This is a genomic window from Rhizobium sp. AN5 (genome assembly GCF_900215255.1).
GTDB classification, from domain to species: domain Bacteria; phylum Pseudomonadota; class Alphaproteobacteria; order Rhizobiales; family Rhizobiaceae; genus Agrobacterium; species Agrobacterium tumefaciens.
Map to the genome: position 1 here is coordinate 2,591,646 of NZ_OCMJ01000004.1, position 26,544 is coordinate 2,618,189.

General features: G+C 60.0%; 29 protein-coding genes. 6 read left to right on the forward strand and 23 right to left on the reverse strand.

The annotated features are described in order from the left end of the window. Positions 1-64 precede the first annotated feature (64 nt). The 10 genes from rlmH to rplU all read right to left on the reverse strand — a co-directional run bounded on the left by rlmH (position 65) and on the right by rplU (position 7,528). The gene (rlmH, locus tag CRP02_RS25255; RefSeq protein ID WP_097172607.1) at positions 65-547 is read right to left on the reverse strand and encodes a 23S rRNA (pseudouridine(1915)-N(3))-methyltransferase RlmH; all 483 of its coding nucleotides are present in this window, start codon (positions 545-547) and stop codon (positions 65-67) included. A 158-nt stretch (positions 548-705) separates the two neighbouring features. Continuing rightward, the gene (gene rsfS, locus CRP02_RS25260) at positions 706-1,167 is read right to left on the reverse strand and encodes a ribosome silencing factor (RefSeq protein WP_097172608.1); all 462 of its coding nucleotides are present in this window, start codon (positions 1,165-1,167) and stop codon (positions 706-708) included. Positions 1,168-1,244: 77 nt separating this feature from the next. Beyond that, positions 1,245-1,829 (reverse strand): nicotinate-nucleotide adenylyltransferase, encoded by a 585-nt coding sequence (locus tag CRP02_RS25265; RefSeq protein ID WP_075807713.1) that lies wholly within the window; start codon positions 1,827-1,829, stop codon positions 1,245-1,247. 42 nt (positions 1,830-1,871) lie between these two features. Then, the gene (locus CRP02_RS25270; protein ID WP_179784127.1) at positions 1,872-3,158 is read right to left on the reverse strand and encodes a glutamate-5-semialdehyde dehydrogenase; all 1,287 of its coding nucleotides are present in this window, start codon (positions 3,156-3,158) and stop codon (positions 1,872-1,874) included. Continuing rightward, positions 3,151-4,320, reverse strand: a complete 1,170-nt coding sequence (gene proB, locus CRP02_RS25275) for a glutamate 5-kinase (RefSeq protein WP_097172609.1) — start codon at positions 4,318-4,320, stop codon at positions 3,151-3,153. The genes CRP02_RS25270 and proB overlap by 8 nt, the downstream gene beginning before the upstream one ends. Next, the gene (gene obgE / locus CRP02_RS25280; protein ID WP_097101001.1) at positions 4,317-5,384 is read right to left on the reverse strand and encodes a GTPase ObgE; all 1,068 of its coding nucleotides are present in this window, start codon (positions 5,382-5,384) and stop codon (positions 4,317-4,319) included. The genes proB and obgE overlap by 4 nt, the downstream gene beginning before the upstream one ends. 168 nt (positions 5,385-5,552) lie before the next feature. Continuing rightward, complete coding sequence (locus tag CRP02_RS25285) at positions 5,553-6,143, reverse strand: GNAT family N-acetyltransferase (RefSeq protein WP_097101002.1); 591 nt, start codon at positions 6,141-6,143, stop codon at positions 5,553-5,555. Beyond that, positions 6,140-6,772: a GNAT family N-acetyltransferase gene (locus CRP02_RS25290; protein WP_003516453.1), complete on the reverse strand. Its 633-nt coding sequence runs from the start codon at positions 6,770-6,772 to the stop codon at positions 6,140-6,142. The genes CRP02_RS25285 and CRP02_RS25290 overlap by 4 nt, the downstream gene beginning before the upstream one ends. A gap of 131 nt (positions 6,773-6,903) precedes the next feature. Beyond that, positions 6,904-7,173 (reverse strand): 50S ribosomal protein L27, encoded by a 270-nt coding sequence (gene rpmA, locus CRP02_RS25295; protein ID WP_003492686.1) that lies wholly within the window; start codon positions 7,171-7,173, stop codon positions 6,904-6,906. A gap of 40 nt (positions 7,174-7,213) precedes the next feature. After that, entirely contained in the window at positions 7,214-7,528 is a 315-nt protein-coding gene (gene rplU, locus CRP02_RS25300) for a 50S ribosomal protein L21 (protein WP_003516451.1), read from the reverse strand. 328 nt (positions 7,529-7,856) lie between these two features. Between rplU and CRP02_RS25305 the strand changes: the two genes are divergently transcribed. Beyond that, positions 7,857-8,297: a metallopeptidase family protein gene (locus CRP02_RS25305; protein WP_003516449.1), complete on the forward strand. Its 441-nt coding sequence runs from the start codon at positions 7,857-7,859 to the stop codon at positions 8,295-8,297. 21 nt (positions 8,298-8,318) lie between these two features. On the opposite strand, the gene CRP02_RS25310 is transcribed toward CRP02_RS25305, so the two are convergent. After that, entirely contained in the window at positions 8,319-8,525 is a 207-nt protein-coding gene (locus CRP02_RS25310; RefSeq protein WP_003505258.1) for a DUF1737 domain-containing protein, read from the reverse strand. Further along, complete coding sequence (locus tag CRP02_RS25315; protein WP_179784128.1) at positions 8,522-9,433, reverse strand: HpcH/HpaI aldolase/citrate lyase family protein; 912 nt, start codon at positions 9,431-9,433, stop codon at positions 8,522-8,524. The genes CRP02_RS25310 and CRP02_RS25315 overlap by 4 nt, the downstream gene beginning before the upstream one ends. Before the next feature lie 109 nt (positions 9,434-9,542). Here CRP02_RS25315 and CRP02_RS25320 point away from each other — a divergent pair, with 109 nt between their 5' ends. From CRP02_RS25320 to leuB, 3 genes are all read left to right on the forward strand, one after another. Continuing rightward, the gene (locus CRP02_RS25320) at positions 9,543-9,773 is read left to right on the forward strand and encodes a hypothetical protein (RefSeq protein WP_097172610.1); all 231 of its coding nucleotides are present in this window, start codon (positions 9,543-9,545) and stop codon (positions 9,771-9,773) included. A 165-nt stretch (positions 9,774-9,938) separates the two neighbouring features. Then, a complete protein-coding gene (leuD, locus tag CRP02_RS25325; RefSeq protein WP_025594665.1) occupies positions 9,939-10,544 on the forward strand; it encodes a 3-isopropylmalate dehydratase small subunit in 606 nt (201 codons plus the stop codon). A gap of 225 nt (positions 10,545-10,769) precedes the next feature. Continuing rightward, the gene (gene leuB / locus CRP02_RS25330; RefSeq protein ID WP_003516442.1) at positions 10,770-11,882 is read left to right on the forward strand and encodes a 3-isopropylmalate dehydrogenase; all 1,113 of its coding nucleotides are present in this window, start codon (positions 10,770-10,772) and stop codon (positions 11,880-11,882) included. Here the strand turns inward: leuB and CRP02_RS25335 are convergent. The 3 genes from CRP02_RS25335 to cobA all read right to left on the reverse strand — a co-directional run bounded on the left by CRP02_RS25335 (position 11,863) and on the right by cobA (position 15,338). Further along, on the reverse strand, positions 11,863-13,113 hold the full coding sequence (locus CRP02_RS25335) for a cytochrome-c peroxidase (protein ID WP_097172611.1): 1,251 nt from the start codon (positions 13,111-13,113) through the stop codon (positions 11,863-11,865). The two genes, leuB and CRP02_RS25335, sit on opposite strands and share 20 nt — an antisense overlap. A gap of 123 nt (positions 13,114-13,236) precedes the next feature. Further along, a complete protein-coding gene (locus CRP02_RS25340) occupies positions 13,237-14,553 on the reverse strand; it encodes a cobyrinate a,c-diamide synthase (protein WP_097172612.1) in 1,317 nt (438 codons plus the stop codon). Beyond that, positions 14,550-15,338: a uroporphyrinogen-III C-methyltransferase gene (gene cobA / locus CRP02_RS25345; RefSeq protein ID WP_019565976.1), complete on the reverse strand. Its 789-nt coding sequence runs from the start codon at positions 15,336-15,338 to the stop codon at positions 14,550-14,552. Before cobA ends, CRP02_RS25340 begins: the two co-directional genes overlap by 4 nt. 59 nt (positions 15,339-15,397) lie before the next feature. Between cobA and CRP02_RS25350 the strand changes: the two genes are divergently transcribed. Then, entirely contained in the window at positions 15,398-16,528 is a 1,131-nt protein-coding gene (locus CRP02_RS25350; RefSeq protein ID WP_013636983.1) for a cobalt-precorrin-5B (C(1))-methyltransferase, read from the forward strand. Here CRP02_RS25350 and cobM read toward each other — a convergent pair. From cobM to cbiE, 3 genes are read right to left on the reverse strand one after another with little or no spacing between them, the layout of a single operon-like run. Continuing rightward, entirely contained in the window at positions 16,483-17,256 is a 774-nt protein-coding gene (cobM, locus tag CRP02_RS25355) for a precorrin-4 C(11)-methyltransferase (protein ID WP_097172613.1), read from the reverse strand. The two genes, CRP02_RS25350 and cobM, sit on opposite strands and share 46 nt — an antisense overlap. After that, positions 17,253-17,666: a cobalamin biosynthesis protein gene (locus tag CRP02_RS25360; protein WP_179784174.1), complete on the reverse strand. Its 414-nt coding sequence runs from the start codon at positions 17,664-17,666 to the stop codon at positions 17,253-17,255. Before CRP02_RS25360 ends, cobM begins: the two co-directional genes overlap by 4 nt. After that, positions 17,660-18,937 (reverse strand): precorrin-6y C5,15-methyltransferase (decarboxylating) subunit CbiE, encoded by a 1,278-nt coding sequence (cbiE, locus tag CRP02_RS25365; protein WP_097172615.1) that lies wholly within the window; start codon positions 18,935-18,937, stop codon positions 17,660-17,662. Before cbiE ends, CRP02_RS25360 begins: the two co-directional genes overlap by 7 nt. Here cbiE and CRP02_RS25370 point away from each other — a divergent pair. Beyond that, positions 18,936-19,718, forward strand: coding sequence for a cobalt-precorrin-6A reductase (locus CRP02_RS25370; RefSeq protein WP_097172616.1), 783 nt, complete (start codon positions 18,936-18,938; stop codon positions 19,716-19,718). The two genes, cbiE and CRP02_RS25370, sit on opposite strands and share 2 nt — an antisense overlap. Here CRP02_RS25370 and CRP02_RS25375 read toward each other — a convergent pair. Genes CRP02_RS25375 through cobN form a run of 5 tightly spaced genes read right to left on the reverse strand, consistent with a single transcriptional unit; the run spans position 19,685 to position 26,541 of the window. Further along, positions 19,685-20,446 carry a precorrin-3B C(17)-methyltransferase gene (locus CRP02_RS25375; protein WP_097172617.1) on the reverse strand — a complete coding sequence of 254 codons (762 nt, stop codon included), beginning with the start codon at positions 20,444-20,446 and terminating at the stop codon, positions 19,685-19,687. The genes CRP02_RS25370 and CRP02_RS25375 overlap by 34 nt on opposite strands. Then, positions 20,443-21,210: a precorrin-2 C(20)-methyltransferase gene (locus CRP02_RS25380; RefSeq protein ID WP_097172618.1), complete on the reverse strand. Its 768-nt coding sequence runs from the start codon at positions 21,208-21,210 to the stop codon at positions 20,443-20,445. Before CRP02_RS25380 ends, CRP02_RS25375 begins: the two co-directional genes overlap by 4 nt. Further along, the gene (locus CRP02_RS25385; protein WP_097172619.1) at positions 21,207-21,839 is read right to left on the reverse strand and encodes a precorrin-8X methylmutase; all 633 of its coding nucleotides are present in this window, start codon (positions 21,837-21,839) and stop codon (positions 21,207-21,209) included. Before CRP02_RS25385 ends, CRP02_RS25380 begins: the two co-directional genes overlap by 4 nt. Further along, positions 21,836-23,194: a precorrin-3B synthase gene (gene cobG, locus CRP02_RS25390; protein ID WP_097172620.1), complete on the reverse strand. Its 1,359-nt coding sequence runs from the start codon at positions 23,192-23,194 to the stop codon at positions 21,836-21,838. The genes CRP02_RS25385 and cobG overlap by 4 nt, the downstream gene beginning before the upstream one ends. Further along, a complete protein-coding gene (gene cobN, locus CRP02_RS25395) occupies positions 23,191-26,541 on the reverse strand; it encodes a cobaltochelatase subunit CobN (RefSeq protein ID WP_097172621.1) in 3,351 nt (1,116 codons plus the stop codon). Before cobN ends, cobG begins: the two co-directional genes overlap by 4 nt. Between the last annotated feature and the right edge of the window lie 3 nt (positions 26,542-26,544).

The window sequence follows — 26,544 nt, forward strand, 5'->3', positions numbered from 1 at the left end:
ACGCCTTTCCGTCTCGCGAAGCTTCATGTTGAAATTGAGACAATTTTCCGCATGAAGATCACGCTCAAACGCGATGATAGGGATGACCGGAGAGGATGGTGACGGCGCGGTAAAGCTGTTCGGCGATCAGAATACGAACGATCTGGTGCGGCCATGTGAGCTTGCCGAGATTAAGAACGGCCGCAGATCTGTCGTAAAGTGCGGGATCGAGGCCGTCGGCGCCACCAATCGCGATCACGAGGTCGCGCTTGCCGCTATCACGCAGATCGCCAAAAAACGTGGCAAAGGCCGGGCTATCCAGCGCCTTGCCGCGCTCGTCCAGCAGCACGAGCACAGTACCATCAGCCAGATGTTTTTCCAGCATCGCCGCTTCTTCGCGCTTGCGCGTCTCCGCGTTCGATGCCCGGCTTTCCGCGACCTCGATCACGCGCGAAAACTCCAGCCCGATCGCCGGGCCGGTCTTGGCAAGGCGTTCGATATAACGGGTCGCAAGATCCCTTTCCGGGCCGGATTTCAGCCGTCCCACCGCAAAAATCGAAATCCGCATCGCAAACCTGCATCCACCGTGACCCAACAGGGTCACGCTCTTAACAGCATAGCCTACGGATTCCTATGCGGCCGGCTTGCTTTCCGACCAGACACATCGACCCGAAATCAAAAATGATATTCGGGAGGCCCGATGTGCGACGTCAAAGGCTCACCGCATCAATGCAGCGTGTCTTCCGGCATTTCCGGCGTCGCCCACATTTTTTCAATGTTGTAGAAGACACGGATTTCCGGACGGAACACATGAACGATGATGTCGCCGGTATCGATCAGCACCCAATCTCCGGTCTCGAGACCTTCGACGCGGGCGCTTCCAAACCCTTCATCCTTCATATCCTTGAGAAGATGCTCGCAGATCGCCGAGACATGCCTGTTCGATCGCCCGGAGACCACCACCATGTAGTCCGCAAGCGCCGATTTTCCGGCAATGTCGAGAGATACGATATCTTCAGCCTTGGAGTCCTCGAGGCTCGCGAGGACGGTTTCGAGGGCGTGGTCGGCAGCATCGGCGCCACTGTCCTGACCCTTCGGGATAGCAACAAATGCTCTTCCCTTGGCGTGTACTGTTGTCAGAGGTTTTCCCTTTCCAAGAATGACAAAACAGGCCCTGGCGACGCGAATCTGTGCGTCACAAGATTAAGGTGGCACCAAAGCATTAACTTTTCAAGATATGGAGCCTTCAACGGCTGTCGCATACATCATTTGTGATTATTGCGGAGCGCCGTCGAACTCAGCGTCGAACGCGGACCGTGGATAAAGACCCAGGCAGGCGCCTTTTTTTTCCACAAAACACCCGCATCATCCTCATCGATCCGCGCCTGGCTATAGGCCTGCGCCATGGTGGAGGAGAGGTAGGAGAGGGTGGAACCCGGCCGGTCGATTACCGCAATCGGAAAGGTCTCGGCGATCCTTCGCCATTGTTGCCAACGATGGAAGCTTTTCAGATTGTCGGCTCCCATGATCCAGATGAAGCGGACATGCGGATTTTTTGCTTTCACCTTGGCAAGCGTATTGGCCGTGTAGCTGATCCCCAGCGATTTTTCAAAAGCCGTCACCTTGATGCGGGGATCGCTGACCAGCCTTTCGCAGGCAGCGATACGATCCTCCAGAGACGCCAGTTCCGAGCGGCTTTTCAGCGGATTGCCTGGCGTGACCATCCACCAGAGCTGGTCTAGACCCAGCCTGCGAAGCGCTATTTCGGCAACAAGGGCATGGCCGGCATGCGGCGGATTGAAAGAGCCGCCGAACAGCCCGACGACCATGCCGCGCTCCGCATGCGGCATGGTGAGATAACGTCTGTCGAGGCGTGTTTCGACCAGCAACTATCAGGTCCGCGTCTGACCGGTGCCATGCACGCGGTATTTGAACGACGTGAGCTGCTCGACACCAACAGGGCCGCGTGCATGCATCTTGCCCGTGGCGATGCCGATTTCCGCACCCATGCCGAATTCACCGCCATCGGCAAATTGCGTGGAAGCGTTATGCAGCAGAATGGCCGAATCGAGTTCGTTGAAGAAACGCTCGACCACCGCTGGGTCCTCGGCGATCACCGCCTCCGTGTGGTTGGACGAATAGGTGTTGATGTGGTCGATCGCGCTGGAAATACCGTCCACGACAGCAACCGAAATGATCGCATCGAGATATTCGGTGCGCCAGTCATCTTCCGTTGCGGCCTTCAAGCCCTCGACAACATTACGCACGGCCTGCGAACCGCGCACTTCACAACCGGCCTCGATCAGGCCCTTGACGAGCGGTTCAAGATGCGTGGCAACAACAGCGACATCCACCAGCAGCGTCTCCGCCGCGCCACAAATACCGGTGCGGCGCATCTTGGCGTTTACGACGATGCGTTTCGCCATGTCGAGATCGGCCGATCCGTCGACATAGATATGGCAAATACCTTCCAGATGCGCAAAGACCGGAACCCGCGCCTCAGACTGCACCCGCGCAACCAGGCTTTTGCCGCCGCGCGGCACAATCACGTCAACCGCGCCATTCAATCCGCCCAGCAAAGCGCCCACGGCTGCGCGGTCGGTGACCGGCACCAGCTGAATGGCATGCTCGGGAAGACCGGCGATCTTCAGGCCCTCGACGAGGCAGGCATGGATAGCACGCGATGAATGTTGCGAATCCGAGCCGCCGCGCAGGATAACCGCGTTGCCCGCCTTGAGGCAGAGCGCGCCCGCATCTGCCGTCACATTCGGGCGGCTTTCGTAAATCACGCCGATGACGCCGAGCGGCGTGCGCACGCGCTCGATCTTCAGACCGTTCGGGCGATCCCAGGCGGCAATGACTTCGCCAACCGGATCAGGCAGCGCGGCAACCGAGCGGATGCCTTCGGCAATGCCGGCGATCCGCGCATCGTCAAGCGTAAGCCTATCGATGAAGGAAGCGGCAAGGCCGCTATTATCCGCTGCAGCCAGATCTTTCCTGTTGGCGGCAAGGATCGTTTCCCTCGACGCCTCGATGGCGGACGCCATGGCGAGAAGCGCACGGTTTTTCTGATCAGTGCCTGCGATGGACAACGGTCGCGAAGCAGCTTTTGCCTGTGCACCGATGGTCATCATCAATGCATCGATATCATGGCTCTGCTTCACGGCCTGTTCAGGCATGGACCTCATCCTTTTCAGTATTTTTAACTTTCACGGTGGCACCCGTCATCACCAGATCGTCGCGATGGATCATCGCCGCACGTCCGACATAACCAAGTATCGCCTCGATCTCGTTGGACTTGTGACCGATGATAAGACGCGCCTCTTCCGCATCGTAGCCTGCAAGGCCGCGCGCGACCTCTCGGCCTTCAACGCCGATAATGGCAATCGCATCGCCGCGTCCAAAATTGCCCTTCACCACCCGCACGCCCGCGGGAAGCAGGCTTTTACCGGCATAGAGCGCTTTTTCCGCACCCGCATCCACATGAATCTCACCTGCCGGCTGCAACTGACCGGCAATCCAGGTCTTTCGCGCCGTCACCGGTGTGCCTGATGGCGCAAACCACGAGGAGCGGGCGCCGTTTTCGATGGCCTTCAACGGATTGAGCGTCTTGCCGGAAGCGATGATCATGCCGCAGCCGGCAGCGGTCGCGATCTTGCCGGCATCGATCTTGGTGCGCATGCCGCCGCGTGAAAGCTCGGAAGCCGCACCGCCTGCCATGGCCTCGATCTCGGGGGTAATATCTGCAATCGTCTCAAGGAACTTCGCATCCGGATCAAGATGTGGCGGAGCGGTGTAAAGCCCGTCAATATCAGACAGCAATACCAGAAGATCGGCACCGGTCATGGTAGCCACGCGGGCGGCCAGACGGTCATTGTCGCCGTATCGGATTTCGGTGGTTGCCACCGTGTCGTTTTCATTGATGATCGGAATGGCACCGATCTTCAGCAGCTGGTTGATGGTGGCGCGCGCATTGAGGTAACGGCGGCGCTCCTCGGTGTCGGACAGCGTCAGCAGAATCTGGCCAGCAACGATCTCATGCCGCGACAGGCTTTCCGACCATGCCCGCGCCAGAGCGATCTGGCCGACGGCCGCCGCTGCCTGACTTTCCTCCAGCTTCAATGCGCCGGAGGGCAGACCGAGCACCGTGCGGCCGAGCGCGATGGCGCCAGAAGACACCACCTGAACATCTGCGCCATTTTTCTTCAGCCCAGCGATGTCCTCGCAAATGGCGTCGAGCCAATCTTTCTTGAGCCCGCTTTTCCGGTCCACCAGAAGTGCCGAACCGATCTTGATGACGATCCGGTGGTGGCTACCCAGCGGTTTGCGGGTGAGGCTCATAGGCGATCGTCCTCTTCCTCGGCCTCGCTGTCCACAGGCATTGAGCGGTCGGGAAGGGCGGTCTCGCCGCCATTGCTCGCCGAGACGATGATATCGCGAAGGGCGCGCAGCGCCTCCGTCATACCGATGTGGGCAGCGGCAGACAGAAGGAGCGGAGGACGGCCGCAGGCCTTTTCCAGTTCCTTTGCCTTCTTTTTCAGTTCTTTTTCGTCCAGCACGTCGATCTGCGACAGCGCAACGATTTCCGGTTTGTCGATCAAGCCGCCGCCATAGGCATCCAGCTCGGCCTTGACCGTCTTATAGGCCTGCCCGACCTTTTCTTCCTGCGCGGAGACGAGATGCAGAAGCACACGGGTGCGCTCCACGTGGCCGAGGAAACGGTCGCCGATGCCCACACCCTCATGCGCGCCTTCGATCAGGCCGGGAATATCGGCCAGCACGAATTCACGGCCGTCAATGGTCGCGACGCCGAGATTCGGATGCAGCGTTGTGAAGGGATAATTGGCAATCTTTGGCCGCGCGCGCGTCACCGTCGCAAGGAATGTCGACTTACCTGCATTCGGCAGACCAACGAGACCGGCGTCAGCGATCAGCTTCAGGCGAAGCCAGAGCGTCTTTTCTTCGCCCGCAAGGCCCGGATTGGCATGGGTCGGCGCCTGATTGGTCGAAGACTTGAAATAGGCATTGCCAAAGCCGCCGTTACCGCCAGCGGCAAGACGAAAACGCTGACCTTCCTTTGTCAGGTCAACGATCAGCGTCTCGTTGTCTTCCTCGAAAATCTGCGTGCCGACAGGCACTTTCAGAACCACGTCGGAACCCTTGGCGCCGGTGCGGGTCTTGCCCATGCCGTGCTGTCCGATTGAGGCCTTGAAATGCTGCTGGAAGCGAAAATCGATCAGCGTGTTGAGACCGTTGACCACCTCGATCCAGACGTCGCCGCCGCGTCCGCCATCGCCGCCATCAGGGCCGCCGAACTCGATGAATTTTTCGCGCCGGAAGGAAACAGCGCCCGCGCCGCCGTCACCGGACTTGATATAGATTTTTGCTTCATCGAGAAATTTCATCGGACTGCCGTTCTGTCGGTTTGCGGGCACATCAACTCAAGGCGTTGTGCCAAACAAAAATATCGTCGTTTCGAATACAAGCGCTTCTCCACAAGGTCAAAGACTATCGTGCGGGAAGCGCCTGCGTGAGACAAGGCCGGTTTGGGGAAACCGGCCTTGTTTTGATTGTCAGCGGTGCTGCGGAATGAAATCCTCAGCCGTGATCGCCGTATCGATATGCGCCACCATTGCAGCACGCGCCGTGGCGTAAATCTGGTGGCAGCCGGTCACCCGGAAGCCCAGTTTTTCCTGCACGCGCAGCGAAGCCGGATTATCCGCAAACACACCGGAATGGAGAACCACACCGGGCATGCGGCGGAAGAACCGCTCGACCACGGCGGCCACCGCCTCGGTCATGTAACCCTTGCCCCAGTAGAACCGGTTCAGCCAGTAGCCGAGATGCCACTCGCCGTGCCGCAATTCGACCGAGACGACGCCGATGAGGGTATCGTCACCGCTTGTGATGGCGAAATCCCAATCGGGCAGGGTGCCTGAAGTGCGCAGGACCAGCCATTCCAGCGCATCCTGTCGATGATAGGGCGCGGGAACACGGGCCAGCATCCTGGTCACGGCAAAATCGCCAAGCGATTCCGCAATGCTGCCGGCATCGGAAAGCCGCTGCGGACGCAGCACCAGACGCGACGTCTCGATGACCGGGCAGGGGCCGGGCGGCGCGACCGTCGCAGTTGCCCGGTGACGGGTAAGCTCGATCGTGCTCATCCCATGTCCCCCCAGCTCTTCAGCGAAACCCAGGTCTTGCGGTCCAGCCTGTACCATTCGACCGGTACCATGCCGCCCAGTGCCAGCGAACCGACCATGCCGGAACCCTGGAACTGGAAACCGCACTTCTGGATAACCCGGCGCGAGGGGATGTTGGTGACCCGGCAGCGGGCATCGATCTGGTCGATTTCACGCGTGCGGAAGGCCATGTCGATCAGCGCATGCGTGGCTTCGGTCATGTAGCCCCGGTTCCAGTAGGGTTCCCCCAGCCAGTAACCGATTTCCAGCGTCTTTTCGTCTTCCTGCGGTTCAAGCGCGCAGCAACCCAGAAACTCGCCATTGTCCATGCGGGTAATCGCATAGACGCACTTGCCGATCTCGCCAGCATTGGTGCGTCGCACGAAGTCCGCGGCGTCTTTGGCCGTGTACGGGTGCGGCATACGCGACACCATGGTCGCGATATTGGCATTGTTGGCAAGATGGGCAAGGGCGTCGATGTCTTCTTCGTGAGGCTTGCGTAAAACCAGCCTCTGCGACAGTAAAACGGGGCAATCGCTCCTCGACCGATCGGGCCTCGGCCGCTCTTCGGGTGACCGTGATTGGTCAACCCTCAACAATTCAGCTTGCATGGTTCAGTCCCTCCTGGGGGTTAAAGAAAAAGGGGAGTTGGGTGGTACCCCATCTCCCCTGTTTTCTTGACTGAACCTGATACGTCTCAGCCGGGTCGATGGGACACCGGCTGCATATGACGCTTACCGGCTTATTCTGCGGCTTCCGCTTTCGGGGCCACGGATACGAATACGCGGCCGTTGGCCTTCGTACGGAAGTTCACGTTACCTGCGGTCAGTGCGAAAATCGTGTGGTCCTTGCCGATGCCAACATTGGCGCCGGGATGCCACTGGGTTCCGCGCTGACGCAGAATAATGTTGCCCGGAATGACAGCTTCGCCGCCGAACTTCTTTACGCCAAGGCGCTTGGATTCGGAATCGCGACCGTTACGCGAGGAACCGCCAGCTTTTTTGTGTGCCATTGGAGTTCTCCTTTAAACCTTGTTTCCCGTGTCGCGCCGACTAGGCAGCAACGATGTCCGTGATGCGGACGACAGTGTGATGCTGACGATGGCCGCGCGAACGCTTGGAGTTCTGACGACGACGCTTCTTGAAGGCGATGACCTTCTTGCCGCGATTGTGCTCGACAACTTCAGCCTTGACGATGGCACCCTTGACAAAGGGAGCACCGAACTGAGCGTCGGCGCCTTCGCCGATCACGAGAACTTCGGTGAATTCTACGGTTGCGCCTGCCTCTGCTTCCAGCTTTTCGATGGTCAGCACGGCATCGGCCGCTACGCGGTACTGCTTACCGCCGGTCTTGATGACTGCGAACATTTGTTATCCTTTCATGTTCGTTCCGGCTCTGCCCGCCAAAGCAAGCTGGCCGTCTTTTTATCAGTCGGAGTAGCGGAAATCCGTCAGGACTGAATGCCCTTTTGAAAGTCTGCCGGTGAAGCCGCCCTTGAGGGGCGGAATAAACAGAAGGCGCAATACGCCATCAATTTGGGTGCGAATTACGCGAGACATCAGTTTATGTCAAGATGACGAATGTTTGAAAAGTAACTCTAACGCCAAGAATTTCATGCTTTTTTGGCAAGCGAAGCAGTCAGGTCTCGAAATTTGCGCAGCAAGTGTTTATATGGGCCTTCAACAAGGAGCAGAAATGGCCCGCATAGACCAGACCGACGATTGGCGGGACCGCCATGCGCCGACACTTTCCGCCTTCGAGTCGCTTGCGATCGAGGCATATGGCCACCTGCCAGAAGAATTCCGTGCATTGACCAAGGATCTCGTCATCGAGATATCTGATTTCCCGACAGACGAAGTGTTCGAGGACATGGCGCTCGAAACACCATTCGACCTGCTGGGATTGTTCGAGGGACGCGGCATCTCCGAACGTTTCACCATGGAAACCGGCGAGATGGTGAACCGCATCACGCTTTATCGCCGCCCCATTCTCGACTACTGGGCCGAGAACGAGGAAACGCTGGGCGACATCATCACCCATGTCCTCATCCACGAGATCGGCCATCACTTCGGCCTGTCGGATGACGACATGGAGCGGATCGAGGAAAGCGCCGACGAGGCCGCGGCGGAGCGCTGAGCCCGCCGGCGGCCACGCCTCTTATTGCTCGCCGAGCTTCATATCCGGGTGGTATTCCTTGCCCTCGACCACCTTGGTCACGGCCTGGCCGCAATGCATGACGCCGCTTGCGGCGTTGAAGGCATAGCTGGGTGAACCGGCAAGTTCCCACCCCTTGTTCAGAGCTTCGGTGACCCGGTGACAGAACTTCGCGTCATCGGGACCTGTAATGAAACGATAGACCTTCACGTCTTTTGCGCCTTTCGTTGTGCGATGATATCGGCCATGGCGACCAGCCTTTCGGCTTGGCTCACATGCAGCCGTTCGATCATCCGCCCGTTCATGTTGATGACGTTCAATTCCACAGATTCGGGTTTTGCGAAAGCGTCAATAATCGCCCTGGCTTCAGCGACAGCGGCCTCATCGGGGCCGAAGTGACGATTGGCGGGCTCGATCTGGGCCGGGTGGATCAGCATCTTGCCATCGAAGCCCATGGCGCGGCCCTGCTCGCATTCGGTGCCAAAAGCCGCGATATCGCGAAAATCATTCGACACGCTATCGATGATATCAAGCCCATAGGCGCGAGCCGCAAGCACCACCTGCATCATCCATGGCACGAGGTAGGTTCGCCCGGGCAGGGAAGGAACCCGTGTCTCCTTGCGCAGATCGTTCAGCCCGAGGACGAAAGCGGCAAGCCGTCCATCCGGCGTATGGGCAGCGTCGGCAATGGACGCTGCATTCAACACACCGAGCGGCGTCTCTATCATCGCCCAGATTTTCAAGCCCTCGGGCGTATCGGCCTCCGCCAGAAGGTCGGCCACATCGTGAATATCGGCGGGCTGCTCGACCTTCGGTAATAATACCGCATCCGGCCGGCAGGAAAGCACGAGCTTTAAATCCTCCATACCATCCGGCGTTGACAGCGGATTGATACGGATAATGATCTCGCGTCCCGCAAAGGGCGCATCCGAAAACAGCCTGCCCAGATTCTCTCGCGCCTTGCCCTTCATGTTGGATGCAACGGAATCCTCCAGATCGAGAATAACCCCATCGCAATCGAGATCGCGGATTTTTTCGAGCGCCCTGACGTTGATGGCCGGAACCGACAGCAGCGAACGGCGCGGTCTCACAGGAATATTTTCGAAAAAATTAGTCATGCCGCACTTGTGTCAAGCTTTTGTGACATCTGCAACACGACAATCCACTGAATCCTCTTGCAAGCCGGAAGAAGAAGGCCCACATTCGTTTGGAAAGAAAGGTTGAATCATGCAAGGCATCCGTTCATTTTTCATTGCCGCATCCGGCATCGCACTTCTGGCTTTGGTGGCTCTTTTTACCGCCTCGCTTACGGTCGCTTTTATCGGCGTGCTCGCCGTTCTCAGCGCTGCCCGTCTGCTTTCGGCGCGTATGAAGCCGGCACCCATTCCGGTCAAGCCCAGCAACCAGCGCGATATGCGCGTCTGGAACGACGGCAAAGGCACGATCATCGATCTCTGAGATCGTTAATCCCGTCAAAATGCGAGAACGCTGCACGCGGCGTACCGAAGAATGCGGGTTTGCGCTTCTAAAGCGATCCGTTTTGCAGTATTTCCCGACAGAAAATATCCGGCGGGCCCCAGTCCACGCCGGATTTTGTTAAAAGGGAAACACGGGAAGCGACAGATGGAAAAATTCACCAAGCTGACGGGCGTTGCTGCGCCCATGCCGGTCGTCAATATCGACACCGATATGATCATTCCCAAAGACTATCTGAAGACCATCAAGCGCACGGGTCTTGGCACAGGCCTTTTTGCCGAGTCGCGTTATCTCGAAGATGGCTCGCCCAATCCCGATTTTGTGCTGAACAAGCCCGCTTACCAGAACGCCCAGATCCTCGTCGCGGGTGACAATTTTGGCTGCGGCTCTTCGCGCGAACATGCACCATGGGCGCTTCTCGATTTCGGCATCCGCTGCGTGATTTCCACCAGCTTTGCCGACATTTTCTACAACAACTGTTTCAAGAACGGCATCCTGCCTGTCGTCGTCAGCCCCGAGAATCTCGAAAAGCTGTTGGACGACGCCTCGCGCGGATCGAACGCCGTTCTGTCCATCGATCTGGAACGTCAGGAAATCAGCGGCCCTGATGGCGGCACGATCACCTTCGAGATCGATGAATTCAAGCGCCATTGCATGCTGAACGGCCTCGACGACATCGGCCTGACACTGGAGCATTCCGGCGCCATCGACACGTTCGAAAAGGCAAATGCCTCGGTCCGTCCCTGGGCCTGACCGCACTTCTATCCTCTTTTAAAAGCCGATCCCGTACAAAACCGTACCGGATCGGCTTTTGCTTTGCTTGAAAAGCCGATGAGGCGGGGATAAGAAGCCCCCGATCCCGTTCGGCTGGCGATGTGACTTGTGAGGCGGCAGGACGGAAACGAGTTTGACGCCGCGCTCGCCGCAATCGAAAACCCTTCATGATGGTTTCCGGCGCGCCGCCCAAGGAGGGTTCTCATGACAGTCCGCACGCTTTTCCTTCTGCCCGGTGACGGTATCGGCCCCGAGGCCATGGCCGAAGTCCGCAAGCTGATCGACTATATGAACAGCGCGAAAAATGCCGGCTTCACCACGCAGGAAGGTCTGGTCGGCGGCTCCGCTTATGATGCCCATGGCGTCGCGATTTCCGACGCAGATATGGAAAAGGCCCTTGCCGCCGATGCGATCCTGTTCGGCGCCGTTGGCGGCCCGAAGTGGGATGGCGTTCCCTACGAACACCGCCCGGAAGCCGGCCTGCTTCGCCTGCGCAAGGATCTCGAACTTTTCGCCAACCTGCGCCCCGCCATCTGCTACCCCGCACTTGCCGAAGCCTCCTCACTGAAGCCGGAGCTGGTCGAGGGTCTCGATATCCTCATCGTCCGTGAGCTGACGGGCGGTGTTTATTTCGGCGAGCCCAAGCAGATCATCGACCTCGGCAACGGCCAGAAGCGCGGTATCGACACACAGATCTACGACACCTTCGAGATCGAGCGCATCGCCAGCGTCGCTTTCGAACTGGCACGCACCCGCGACAACCGCGTCTGCTCCATGGAGAAGCGCAACGTCATGAAGTCTGGCGTTTTGTGGAACCAGGTCGTCACCGAGACCCACGCTGCGAAATACAAGGACGTTCAGCTGGAGCATATGCTGGCCGATGCTGGCGGCATGCAGCTGGTGCGCAAGCCCAAGCAGTTCGACGTGATCGTGACCGACAACCTCTTCGGCGACATGCTTTCCGACGTCGCTGCCATGCTGACGGGCTCGCTCGGCATGCTGCCGTCGGCATCGCTTGGTGCGCCGGATGCCAAGACCGGCAAGCGCAAGGCCATGTACGAGCCGGTGCACGGTTCGGCACCTGACATTGCCGGCAAGGGCATCGCCAACCCCATTGCCATGATCGCGTCCTTCGCCATGTGCCTGCGCTATTCGTTCAATATGGTCGATGAGGCAACGAAGCTCGAAACTGCAATTGCGAACGTGCTCGACAAGGGCATCCGCACCGCCGACATCATGTCCGACGGTTCCCGTCAGGTCAGCACCTCCGAAATGGGTGACGCGGTTCTCGCAGAATTCAAGGCGCTTTCGGCGTAACGCTGACGGCAACCGGTTGGGCAGGCGGCACGGTCGCTTGCCCATCTTCCTTTGGCAAAAGATGTTCATATCTTTTGTCAGTCAGCGTCTTCAAAAAGGCAACGATGGCGTCCACACGCTTGTCGTCCAGCGCCGGTGCGGAAGTCAGCTCTGTCATGGCGATGTTATCAGGCACTTCCGGCGCATCCCAGGTTTTACCCGTTTCAGGGTTGATCTGACGGCTGGGTTTCTTGCTTTTGTATTTCACGTAAAACAGCACCACCGTGCGCAGATCCTTAAACACCCCATTGTGCATGTAGGGACCAGTGACAGCGACGTTGCGAAGGGTAGGCACCTTGAACTTGCCGCGCTGAGCCGGATCGCCGGCCACGGCGGGATTTTGCGCCAATCCGAGATCGACCGCATCCGGCTTGGAGCCGTTGGCTGCCCTGACCGACGTGTTGGCCGGAACACCGATGTTGAAATATTTGTGGTTGGTGAAGAGGCCGTCTTCCAAACCCTTGGCGCCACGGATTTCATGGCAGGTATTGCAATTGGTGAACTGCGTCGAGGAGATCAGAACCCGGCCCAGCTCCTCCTGATCGGTCAGCTTTTCTTCGCCGCGCAGGAAACGGTCATACCTGGAATCGAAGGTGGAGAATTCATCGGAGCGCTCGAAGCTCGCCAGCGCCTTGGTCATCGCAGCAAAGGCGCCTTCGTCACTCTGGAAAACATCGTTGCCGAACTGTGTGCCGAACGCCGCAACATAATCAGGGTTTTCCTTGAGCCGTTTGACGACAGAGGCTTTATCCGGCATGCCCATTTCGATCGGGTTGAGCGGTGGTCCACCCGCCTGGTCTTCCAGCAGGGAGGCACGACCATCCCAGAATTGCCCGCCGACATACTCTCCCGCAGCGTTCTTGCCGAAAGGCGGCGTGAACCGGGCATAGGCTGCAGTCGGCGCATTGCGGTCGCCCAGCGAAATCCCGTCATCGCCGAGAGAGACGTCCCGCCCGACCTTGTCGCTTTCGCGCGCATCGGAAAAACCTGCCGCCTGCATATGGCAGGTGGAACACGCCATCGTGCGGTTCATGGAGAGATTGGCATCATCAAACAGCGCCGCGCCGAGTTTTTCAAGCGTTGCATAATCTTCGCCGCCGTGAGCCTGCATTTGACCAGCACCGATCTCGAGCGGAACCGGTATCATGGCCACGGCGAGGGCGGCAAAAATGAACAGGCGCAGTATTTTCATTGAAATAGCGTTTCGGAAACTCGGGACGACAGTGGCTATATAGCACTTACCTATCGCACCAGACTACAAACTTTCGCAGCCCGCTCCACTTTGACGCAACCCCGCATCCGGTCGCCAAATTGCTTACCCGGCTTTTGCTATCGCGTGGAAGAAAGTGCCTGAAACAAGATCCCGCCTGCCACCGGAGGGGCCGAGCGGACGACCCTGCCCGTCAGCGATCTGAGCGAAAGGCTCATCATGACCCGGATCGATAACACGCGCATAGTGAAACTCATGGCCGCGCAGAACCTCGCCCGTTTTGCCGAGCGGCCCATCTGCCACGATTGCCGCCTGCCGGTAGCCGAGATTCATCTTGCGCGTGGCGAAACTGGTGGCATGTGACAGAAGCCCGGTCATGGCATGGGTGACGCCATCGGCATCTTCCAGCGCGGCGCCCAAAACCATATAGCCGCCGCACTCGCCATGCACCGGCTTCGTCTTGGCAAAACGGACAATGCCCGCTTTGAACCCGGCCGCATCGGCAAGCCTTCCAGCGTAAAGTTCGGGATAACCACCTGGCAGCCAGCAAATGTTGCAGGTCTCATCGGGTGCCTCGTCGGCCAGCGGTGAGAAGGGCACGATCTCTGCCCCCGCTGCATGCCAGTGGTTCTTGAGATGCGGATAAAGAAAGGTGAAAGCCGCGTCGTCTGCAAGCGCGATGCGCTGGCCGGGCGGCGCAATCGCTGCCTCCACCGAGCCGGAGGGTACATCCACAGGCGCAGCGAGCGAAAGCAAGGCATCGAGATCAATGGACCTTTCCATCGCATCCGCCAGCCGTTCTATATGCGCGTCGATTTCCGGATGTTCGCTGGCCTGCACCAGCCCCAGATGCCGTTCCGGCAGGATGAGTGACGGATCACGCAGGACGCATCCTACGACAGGCAGACCGATTTTTTCGATGGCCTCCGTGCACAGCGTCCGGTGTCTTTCGCTGCCGGCGAGGTTCAGCACCACCGCCGCCATGGTGACAACAGGATCATAGTGGACAAAACCATAGGCGACAGCAGCAGCTGTCTGCGATTGACCCGACACATCCAGCACCAGCAGCACGGGAATGCCGAATAGCCGGGCCAGATCCGCCGCAGAACCGGTGCGGTTTTCCGCCACGGGGATACCGTCGAACAGGCCCATGGCGCTTTCGATCAAAACGAGGTCGGCACCGTCAGCCTGCTGCAACAACAGGTGTCGAAGCAATTCCGGCTGCATGGCCCAGCTGTCGAGATTAAGGCCGGATGTGCCGGTGGCGAAGGCATGGAAACCGGGGTCGATATAATCCGGCCCCGTCTTGATGCCGCGCACCTTGATGCCGCGCCGGGCAAACGCCCTCAACAGGCCGATTGTTACGCTGGTCTTGCCGGAACCAGAGCGCGGTGCGCCGATGATGATCGCCCGAGTGGTCATAAGGTCGGCACTCCAAGTCGGTCGCGCATCGAAACGATCTCGCCAATAACGATCAGCGCCGGCGCCTCGAATTTTTCCCGTTTTGCATCGTCAGCTATGCTTTCCAGTGTGCCGATGAAAATACGTTCCTGCGCGGTCGTTGCCGACATGATGACGGCGACCGGCGTTTTGCCCGAACGACCGCCCTGCATCAGAAGACCGGCGATCGAGCCTATATTCTTAAGCCCCATATAAACGACGATGGGTTCCTGTGTCTTCGCCAGTGCCAGCCAATCCAGATCCTCTTCGGTCCCGGCGGCATGGCCGGTGGCAAGCGTGACAGCGCGGCTGATACCGCGCATGGTGGCGGGAATGCGCGCTGAAGCAAGGGCTGCAAGCGACGAGGTCATGCCCGGCAAGATACGAAATGGGATGCCGGCGCGGACAAGCGCCTCCGCCTCTTCGCCGCCACGCCCGAAAATAAACGGATCGCCACCCTTAAGCCGCAACACCTTCTTACCCTGTCGGGCGAGATCAATCAGCGAGGCTGTGATGTCGTCCTGCGTTGCCGACGGCTTGCCGCCGCGCTTGCCGGCAAAGACGATTTCAGCCTGAGGCCCGAGGGAAACGACATCGTCGCTCACCAGCGCGTCGCGCACGATCACATCGGCCTGCGAAAGCGCGAGCGCCACTTCGAGCGTCAGATAACGCACATCGCCCGGACCCGCGCCTGCGAGCCAGACATGCCCGGCCTCAAAGACCGGACCTTTTGCGGCGATGCTGTTCAAAACCTGCGCTATCGACATTCTTCTCGGCTGCTTTTTTAACGATGACGGAAATAGCCGTCCCGGCTATAGGAATTCATATGGAAACGGATGGAAAGACCCTTCGCCGCGGCTGGACCACGGGCACTTGCGCGGCAGCCGCCACGAAGGCGGCCTGCGCTGCCCTTCTGACCGGCGAGTTTCCTTACCCTGTCGAAGTCGAACTTCCAAGCGGCGCGAGGCCGGCATTTTCTCTCGCCACTGAGGAAAAAGGTGAAAACTTCGCAAGAGCCGGCGTCGTCAAGGATGCTGGCGACGATCCCGACGTGACCCATGGTGCGCTGATCGAAAGCACCGTGCGACGGGGAAAGCCCGGCAGCGGCATCACCTTCAAGGCCGGAAAAGGCGTCGGCACCATCACCCGGCCGGGCTTGCCCCTGCCGCCGGGCGAACCCGCGATCAACCCCGTACCGCGCAAAATGATCGAAACCGCCATTCGCGAAGTAGCCGGAGACGATGCCGATTTCGAAGTCGAGATTTCCGTTCGCGACGGCGAGAAAATCGCGGAAAAGACCCTGAATGGCAGGCTCGGTATTGTCGGCGGCATTTCCATCCTTGGCACCACCGGCATCGTCATCCCGTTTTCCTGCTCGGCCTGGATCCACTCCATCTGGCGCGGCATCGATGTGGCGCGCGCCACCGGCTGCACCCACCTGCTCGGCGCGACCGGCAACACCTCCGAAAAGGCGGGGCAGGCAGTTTACGGCCTGCCAGAGACCGCACTGATCGACATGGGTGATTTTATCGGTGGCATGCTGAAATATCTGCGCAGCCATCCCGTGGAACGGGTAACCATTGCCGGCGGCGTCGCCAAGATGACGAAGCTCGCCCAGGGCATGCTGGATGTTCATTCCAAGAAAGGCCTGGCCGATCTTGATGCGCTGGCGGTACTCGCAACCGAGGCTGGCGGAGATGAAAATCTTGCCCTCGCCATCCGTCAGGCCAACATGGTTGCGCACGCCTTTGAGCTGGCCGAACGCGCGGGGATAGACCTCGGTGCGATCGTTGCGGAAAAAGCCTGGGTAACAGCGGCTGCCGCTTTGAAGGTGCCCGGCATCGAACTTGATATTCTGGTGTTCGATCGTCAGGGCACGCTCAAGGGACGCACCGCTTCCACGCCGTCGCATCAGCCCTTCGCATCTTCCTTCGGGGAGCGGAACCGCCGGACATAATCGGTACTATAAAGTGCGCTCTCGCGAAAATCCGTCGAGGCAAGCCCATGCCCGACGAAGATCAGCGCCGTCCGCTCCACCGGTTCGGCCGCCAGTTTTCCTTCGATGTCGAACAGCGTGCCGCGAATGACCCGCTCATCCGGCCAGGAGGCGCGGACAACGATGGCGACCGGGCAATCGGAACCATAAAGCGGCGTCAGTTCTTCCACCACCTTGCCGATGGCATGGATGGCGAGATGGATGGCAAGTGTCGCCCCCGTCGCACCGAAGGCTTTCAGCGTCTCGCCCTCGGGCATTTTCGAAGCGCGGCCCGAAATACGGGTCAGAACAAGGCTTTGCGCCACTTCCGGCACCGTCAATTCCCGCTGCAGGGTGGCAGCGGCAGCAGCGAAAGAGGGCACACCTGGAGTCACGGTATAATCGATACCCAGCCGTTCCAGCCGGCGGATCTGTTCACCCATGGCGCTCCAGACGGACAGATCACCGGAATGCAACCGTGCCACATCCTTGCCGGCCTTTGCCGCCGCAATGAATTCCGCCTCGATCTCGTCCAGAGACAGTGCTGCCGTATCGACAATGCGTGCATCCGTCGGGCAATAATCGATCAGCGCCTTCGGCACCAGCGAACCGGCATAAAGGCAGACCGGGCAGGCAGCGATAAGATCGCGCCCGCGCACCGTGATGAGATCGGCGGCACCCGGACCGGCGCCGATGAAATGAACCGTCATTGTTGTTCTCCATGTTCGATGGCGCGGTCATTTCGCGCGTCGCTGGTCGTGGCGATAGCTACCGTCACATCGCCAACCACGAGACGCGCCGCGACCAGCCGCGCATTTTCTCCGGCGGCAGCAAGTGCCGCCGCTTCACTGACGCTGGGCGTCCCGGCATGATCAAGGCTTGCCTGTGAAAATGTCATTGTTTTCGAAGCAGCCACCTCGAGCTGTTCCTTCGATACGATTTCAAGCGGTAGCGCCAGACGTTTCGCCGCTTCCGCAAGACCAGCTTCCTCGGCTTTGAGAGGCGTCGTCGCCAGACGTTCTGCCGTCATGCCGAATGCGAACTCAGCAGCTCTCACAGCTGCAATAATTGCATCTGATCCCGTGCCCTTGCGGCAGCCTATGCCAGCGACAGTCACCATGGCTTGACCCAGCTCCATTGCGTCACCGGCATCGCCGGACGCCAGCCCGACATGGAGCCGACAGCAACAACGCGCGACACATCCAGACGGATCATAGAACCACCAAGTCGAGCATGGGCATCGAGCAACACCGCCTCCATTTCCAGCGTCACCGCATTGGCAACCAGCCGTCCGCCCGGTTTCAGGGCCTCCATAGCTCCTTCCAGCACACCCGTTTCGCTGCCGCCACCACCGATGAAGATCGCATCCGGTTGAGGCAGGCCTTCAAAAGCCGCAGGTGCTGCACCGATCATGACTTCAAGCCCCGGAACGCCAAATGCCTCGGCATTGCGGGCGATACGCTCCGCCCTGTCGGGATGCTGCTCTATGGCGATGGCACGGAGCGAGGGGTGCGACAGCATCCATTCAATGCCAATCGAACCGGAACCGGCACCGATATCCCACAGCAGCTCGCCCCGGCGCGGAGCCAGCGATGAAAGCGTCACGGCACGGATTTCACGCTTGGTGATCTGCCCGTCATGCTCGAACAGGCTGTCATCCAGCCCCTGCGCAAAAGGCAGGACGCGTGCGCCCTCAGCAGCAACGACATCGATAGCCACGACGTTCAAAGGATCGATGTCGTCAAAGGTAAAATCGGCCGCCCTGATTTGCCGCCGCTTCTCCCGCTTTCCGCCCAAAGCTTCGAGCAGGACAAATTCCGACTGGCCGAAACCGGATTGAGACAACAATTCCGCGATGAGAGCGGGCGCGCGCTCATCCGAAGTAAGCGCGATGATCCTCGCTCCGGGATGCAGATGCGGTCGCAACAGATCAATGGAACGCCCGTGCAACGACACGCAGTCGATCGATTGCAAGGCCCAGCCAAGCCGCGCCGCGGCCAGGGAGAAGGCGGAAGGTGAGGGATAGCAGACTGTCTCCTCCGACGGTATCCGCCGCAGAAGTGTGACGCCGGCGCCATAAAAGAACGGATCGCCTGAGGCGAGCACGCAGACCCGTCTACCGCGCAACGCCACGACATCGCTCATCTCCGCATCGAACGGCACCGGCCAAGGGCGCGCTTCACCACGAATGGCTGCAGCCGCCAGTTCCAGATGGCGTTTGCCGCCGAAAACAATCTCGGCCGCCTCTATTGCCGCAATGGCATTCCGACCGAGCCCATCCAGCCCATCTTCGCCAATGCCGACGATGGAAAGCCACGGCTTGCCTTTCTTTTCAGTGGAAGCCTTCTTTTGAGTGGATGCGTTGCCCGTTCCGGAATATTCAGACGTCATGACACGCTCCATACTCATCCTTGGCGGCACGGCGGATGCTCGCATTCTGGCCGGCAAGCTGGCGGTGGACTCCGGCTACCGAATCCTGCTCTCCATGGCCGGGCGCACGCTTTCGCCAGTGGAACAGCCCGTGCCGATGCGCAGTGGCGGGTTTGGCGGTGCTGCGGGTTTGGCGGATTTCATTCGCGCCGGGAATTTCGATATTCTGGTCGACGCCACCCATCCCTATGCGGCGAGGATTTCCGCCAATGCCGTGGAGGCGGCGAGACTTGCTAAGGTTCCGCTTGTAGCACTTTCGCGTCCCGCCTGGCAGCACCAGCCGGGCGACAGGTGGCAGAGTGTCGATACCGTCGAACAGGCTGTTATCGCGCTCGGCGATGAAGGCAAGCGGGTGTTTCTGGCGCTCGGCCGGCAGGAACTTCTCCCTTTCGAAGCTGCGCCTCAGCATAGCTATCTCATTCGCAGCGTCGATCCGGTGGAGCCGCCGCTGAAGGTGCCGGGTGCTCGCTATATTACAGCGCGCGGCCCCTTTGCGCTGGATGAAGAGATCCGCATGCTGGAGGAAAACCGTATCGGCACTGTGGTTTCCAAGAACTCCGGCGGCAACGCCAGCTACGGCAAGATCGAAGCGGCGAGGCGGCTCGGTCTGCCGGTTATCATGATCGAGAGGCCGCCACAGCTGAACGCCGCAATCCTCAATGGCGCGAACGTGCCGGATATAGCGACTGCGCTCACCGCCATCCGCCATCAGCTCTCTCTTCTCGAAAAACGCGGCGAGTAAACCAGCGGATCTTTGTCCGAACGCTCGATCAGACGGGTTTCCACCGAACCGACGATGATGCAGGTGGCCATATCCGCCATGTCGCTCGATGCTTCCGACAAAGGCACGACCCGGATGCGCTCATCCGCACGGCCTGCCGCACGGCCAAAGATCACCGGCACCGAGCCGGGCAAATGTGCCCGCAAAAGATCGAAGGCGGCGCCAAGCTGGTGCGGGCGCGCCTTGCTGACGGGATTGTAGAAAGCCATCACGAATCCGGCTTCCGCAGCCGCGATCAGCCGCTTTTCGATAATTCCCCAGGGCTTCAAATTGTCCGACAGCGAGATGGCGCAGAAGTCATGCCCGAGCGGCGCGCCGGCTCTTGCGGCAACCGCAAGCATGGCCGTCACGCCCGGCACGACCGAAAAGTCTATTTCGCGCCATTCGCGCGGGCCATTTTCAATCGCCTCGCAAACCGCCGCCGCCATGGCAAAAACGCCGGGATCGCCGCCCGAAACCACGCAGACCTTGCCGCCCCCGGCTGCGAGCCGCAGAGCCTGTTCGGCACGGGAGATTTCCTCGCGATTGTCAGAGGCATGGCGACGTTGGTCGGGTCTGAGCGACAGCCGATCGAGATAGGGAATGTAACCGAAGAAATCCTCCGACGCCTCAACGGCGGCGAGCGCCTCCGGTGTCACCTGCGCAGAACTGCCGGGGCCGAGGCCAACAACGACCAGCCTGCCGGTCATGACGCTTCACCGCCAGCGGGTCTGGTTTTCCAGCCCGGCACCAGAACCAGCGAAAAATAGGGGGCGGGCGATGCGTCACGCTCGATCAGCGGCACCGCATGGCTGTTCGCCATGGTGCCGCGCTCGACATACAGCGCTTCATTGAGCTTGCCGGCCTTTTCCAGCGCCCGGCGGATCTTCGGCAGGTTGCGTCCCACCTTCATGATCACGGCGCCATCCGTGCCGGACAGACGCTCTGTCAGAACATCTTCTGCCAGCGTTCCGGGAAGCACGCTCAAGATATCGTCACCCTGCACCAGCGGTAGACCGGCCATCGACCAGCAGCCGGACATAGCGGTAATGCCGGCGACGACCTCCGCCTCATAGGAAGGCGCAAGCCGCAGATGAAGATGCATATAGGAGCCGTAAAACAGCGGATCGCCTTCCGAAAGCACGGCGACATTCCGCCCGGCATCGAGATGAGCGGCAATATCCATTGCCGACTGATCGAAAAATGCGGCGATCGCACCGCGATAATCCTCGCCGTTTTTATCGCTCTCGACGGTTACCGGATAGACCAGCGGCATTTCCAGTGTGCCCGGACGAATGAAGGCCTCAACGATACCGCGACCGTTGCCGCTACTGCCCCTCTTGCAGAAGAAGGCGAGGACATCGGCATTTTCGATGGCACGCACGGCTTTCAGCGTCAGAAGCTCGGGATCGCCGGGGCCGGTGCCGACGCCCACAAGTTTACCCTTGGAATTTTCGAAAAGAGCCGCGCTCACAGACCTGCCCTCGCAAGGGCGTTCACAGCAGCGGCCGTCATGGCCGATCCACCCATGCGTCCCTTGACGATGGCATAGGGAATGCCGAGCAAACTAGCCTCCAGCGCATCCTTCGATTCCGCCGCACCGACAAAACCGACCGGCATGCCGATGATGGCAGCTGGACGTGGAGCGCCTTTTTCAAGCATCTCCAGAAGATAGAACAGCGCTGTCGGCGCGTTGCCGATAGCAACGAGAGCACCGTCCAGCTTTTCCGCCCAGAGATCGAGTGCCGCGGCGGAACGGGTATTGCCAATCGTTTTCGCAAGCTCAGGGGTGCGCGGATCGCGAAGGGTGCAGATCACGTCATTATTGGCCGGAAGGCGGGCGCGGGTCACGCCGTGGGCGACCATTTCCGCATCGCACAGAACGGGCTTGCCCGCCAGCAAAGCACCACGTGCGGCGACAACGAAATCCGGAGAAAAACGGAAATGGCTGGCCGCTTCCACCAGCCCGCAGGCATGGATCATGCGAATGGCGATATCTGCCTGATCTTCGGTAAAGGCGGACAAATCCGCTTCCTCGCGAATGATGGCAAAGGAGCGCTCGTAAATCGCATTGCCGTCGCGAATATAGTCATGGTCGGTCATCGGTCATCCTGTCGAAGCGCGGCAGCGATTGCCTCCTTACCCAGACGGGCAAGCAGGTCAGCAGCGTTTTCCCCGGGCTTATGTTCTTTTTCGTAAAGACGGGCAAGCCGCGAAAGCGCCGTCCTCTGTTGCTCGAAAGGTAAAATACCGTCCTGCGGGTCGCAGGCGCGGCCCGAAAACGAAAAGGCCAGACCATCGGCGGTGCCGGAAAAGGTCAAAAACGAGGGGGCGGGATGCGCGCAACCTTTGCCGCAGCCGGAAATATGCAGTGTAAAGGAGCCATCGAGCAGGGAAGCTAATTCCCGCGATGCAAAGGCGGCTAGATCATGTGTAGGAAAGAAAGCCGAAGCGCACCCTGGCGTGCCGGGACAGACGGCGATGGAAGATCGCGCATCACCTGCCCCTGTAATGAAACCGGCACTGTCCGCAGTCCGCATCAACGCATCGCAAGCATCCCGCGACCCGAAAAATAGCAGGCTATGATTGAGCGACGACCGCAATGTTTCTATACCAAGTACGCGCGCCTGCGCGCAGAGCCGCGACAGATCGGAAGCACGAACTTGCGCGAAAGCAGGCGTGATACCGGCAGCAAAAGTGCCGTTACCGGCCGGCATGAGTCCCAAGGGCGAAGAAGGCGCAAGCGTCTCGCCTTCACTCTCGCAATCTACCAGGCGGTCTCCGCAAATCGCCTTTACCGTCCGCAAATCCAGATCACGGCCACGGGCAAGCGGTCCTTTGCCGGCCAGATGAACGAGCAGCAACAGGACAACATCCGCCGCCTTGTCGGCTTCAACAAATCCCGCGCGTAGCGCCTTGCTCTCCGGGCCTCCGACAAGCAATTGCCAGAAAACTCGATGATCGAGCCGCACCGCCTTCAGACGGATATCGGCAAGCAAATCTCCCATTAGGAGACGGCCGCCCCCATCGATGATGACGGACATTTTGGCGGCGAGGTTGTCATGCAGCGCCAGCGCGGCAGCCTCTCTGCGAATCTCATCCGCAATAGCACTGCCATCGGCGATTTCCCGATCGTCCCGACCGGAAAGAGGTGAGGTCTCAACTGCAAGTCCGTCGCGAAGCGGCAAAGTGAGCGCTAGAACATCATTCTCCAGGTCGCAGGCGCTCTCCGACGTCAGGCCGCGGAACTGGAGGCTGCCGCGTGCCGTGATGTCGATCACCCCGTTGCCGTGCCGCTCAGCAAGATCGCAAAGCGCGATCATATCGCGAGGCGTAATATCTGCCTCGAATGCGATCCGCGACAGGTAGCCGTCACCGGTCAGCATCGGGGTCGATAAGGCCGGACACGTGCCACGGCGGCCAAACGGCTGGACGGGATCGGAAACGGCCGTCCTCATGCTCCAATCCTTTCAGAACGGGGCAGGATCAGCATTTCAAGTTCCGCATCCACCGCATTGCGGCGGCTGTGCCACAGGCCGCGACGACGGGCGGATAAAAAGCGCGTCGCCATGACCTCCGCCGCTTTCGGATTTTCCCGCAGGATGAAATCGCGAACATCCTCATTGCCGAAATAGGCGTCATAAAGCGCCTCGATCAGCGAGGAGGAAACGGCGTGGGTGGTTTCGGCAAAGCCGATCAGCCGGTCAACCGTCTCGGCAAATTCCGCCGCCCCGCGCGGACCGTGCCGCATCTGCCCGGCAATAAAGCGCGGATTGACGGCACGGGCCCGCACCACCCGTGTCAGCGCCTGCGAAATAGACCGCGCGCGCGGACGCGCGGGATCTGTCGCATCCAGCGCCACGATATCGGCAACGCCGCCAAGGACTGCTTTTGCGGCGGAAAAACCACCAATGAAGGCGACATCTGACGAGCCATCGAGAAGATCGCGGCCCGGATCGTCGCCGGTGTGAATGAGAAGATCGGCCCGGCGCACCAGCTCGACAAAACCGGCATCCTCGAAAATCTCAAGCCCATCCGCACCGCCAAAGGCATGGCTCGCCGCATCCAGATACGCCTGGCCCAGTTCCTCGCGTTCTTCCCATTTTCCGCTGGCGAGTTTCTCCTCTGTGCCTGCACCATAGGTGCCGGGTGCCGAGCCGAAGATGCGTGCCGGTATGTGCCCGAGCACGGCCGCCTCTTCCGCCAGCGGATTGTCACCCGGCGCTTCCTCCCGCCGCGCGACAGCCTTGGCGGCGGCGTCTAGAAGAGCGATCAACGCCGGAAACATGTCGCGGAACAGGCCGGAAATCCGGAATGTCACGTCGACACGCGGCCGCCCGATACTCGCCGGCGGCAAAACCTCGATACCGGTGACGCGACCCGTCGCCAGGTCATGGATTGGTCTCGCCCCCATCAGATGCAGCGCCTGCGCCACATCCTCGCCGCCATTGCGCAGGCTGGCGCTGCCCCAGAGATCGAAAACCAGATGCTTCGGCCAGTCGCCATGGGACTGCAGATGGTGCCGAAGCACCTCTTCACCCGCCATGCGGCCTAGTTCAAAAGCCGTCGGCGTCGGCATGGTGCGAGGATCGGCGGCATAAAGATTGCGGCCCGTCGGCAGCACGTCGAGCCGTCCGCGCCCGGGCGCGCCGGAAGGGCCGGGGACAATATGGCGGCCATCAAGCGCGGCAAGCAGCGCTGCTTTTTCCGCCCTTGCACTTTCCAGCCTCAGAGGATCGATCTCGCCCTCAGGGTAGCGGCCGAAAACATGCTGGCCATCCTTGATGGCAAAGTCCTTGAGGTCGCAGAGGAAGGCGTCGATGCGCGACAGCGCCTCATCGGCATCGTCCTTAGCCCCCACGCCCGCATCCGCCGCGAGCCCGGTTTCCTGCGCCTTTTCAACAATCAGTTTCGCCAGCCGGTCACGACGGCGGCGATCCAGCCCATCCGCCTGCGCATATTCATCGACGAGCTGTTCCAGAGCCGATTGTTCCGGCGAAAGCCCGGCATCTACCAGCACAGGCGGAACATGGCCGATCGTGACGGCAGCGATCCGCCGTTTGGCAACCGCCGCTTCGCCCGGATTGGAAACGATGAACGGATAGACCACCGGCAAAGACCCGGTGACGATTTCAGGAAAACAATCGCGGGAAAGCGCAACTGTCTTGCCGGGCAGCCATTCCAGCGTGCCATGCGCACCGACATGCACAATGGCATGCGCCCCTGCGACACGCTGCATCCAGGCGCCGAAAGCGACCAACGCATGGCGTGGCGGCAGGGCAGGGTCATGGTAATCCACCCGCCGATCCTCATTTCGCCCACGATCCGGTGCCAGGGCCACGAATATCTGGCCGAAACGGGCGACGCGAAAACGGAATGCGCCATCGGCTAGTGCGTCGTCCTGTTCGGCCGAACCCCACGTGCCATCCACGGAGGCGGCAACCCCTTCAGGCAAACCCAAAAGAAAATCACGATAGTCTGAAAGTCCGACAGCCGCTTTCTGCTGCTCGACACGATCCAGCAAAGCCCGTGCCGTTTCGGGAATATCCGAAACCACATATCCTGCCGCGGCCAGATCGCGCAGCATTTCAAGCACGCTTTGCGGCACATCGAGACCAACGGCATAACCCGTGCGCCCCGGCGCAGCACCGGGATAGTCCGGCATCAGAATGACGATCCGCCGTTCCTGTGGCGTGGACTGTTTCGACCGCAGAAAGGCAGCGATGCGGTTTGCCACCTGCTCGACGCGATCAGCCTCCGGTACATTGATGAGGCTGATACCGCCATCAGTCCGCACCTGCTTGAATGAGATCGCGCCAGCAAGAATCCGGCCATCGAGTTCCGGCAGGACCACATGCATGGCAAGATCGGAAGGGTTGAGACCGCGCGCATTTTCCGCCCAGCCGTCCCGTCGCGTCGTCGCCATAACCACCTGAAACACCGGCACGCCTAGGCGGTCAAACAGGGTTTTACCGCTGTCGTCCATCTGACTGGCAAAAGCCGTGGCGGCAACGATGGCGGCGGGCTGGAGTTCGGGCAGTACGGTTTCGAGAAAGCAGATCGCCTCCCCATCCTTGAGGCCGCTGACGAAAATCGGCAACGGCGCAAAACCGCGCTGAGAGAGCGCGTGAAAAAGCGCATCCACGGGCGCCGCATCGGCCGCAAGAAGCATGGAGCGGTAAAAGAAAATGGGAAGGACAGCTGCATCGGCGGGAAAACCGGCGCAGGCTTCTGCCTGATCCACGACGCCTTTACCGGGCCGGTAAAAGCCGGCTTTCGGCAGCGGCTGAGCCTGGATATCTGGCCATGCGCCACCACTTACAAAGGCAGCAAGACCAGTGGCAAGCCGGTCCATATTTTCCCGCCCACCCTCGCGGAAGAAGGCGAGGACCGACGCCAACGTCTGGCGATCAACGGTCGAGGCCGCTTCGAGCTTTTCGTCTCTCTCACTGCATTCACCCGGCAGGAGCATAAGTTTTATGCCACGTCGCCGCGCCATAGTACTGAGCTGATCGACGCCATAGCGCCAGCGCTCCGCGCCGCCGAGAATCCGGATAAGGATGACACGGGCATGTTCGGCCGTCTTTTCGATCCACAGATCGACCGACATCGGATGCCGAAGCTCGGAGAGGTTGGCGGCAGAAAGGGACGGAAGTGCGCGCCCTGCCTGCCGCCATGCCTGTTCCAGCCCGGCAAGATCGCTTGCCGAAAAAGACAGCATCACCACATCCGATCGCGGTTGGTTGAGATCAACCGGCTCGATCAGGTCGTCCAGAGACGAGGATGTGGTGGCGAGAATGTGCATGTC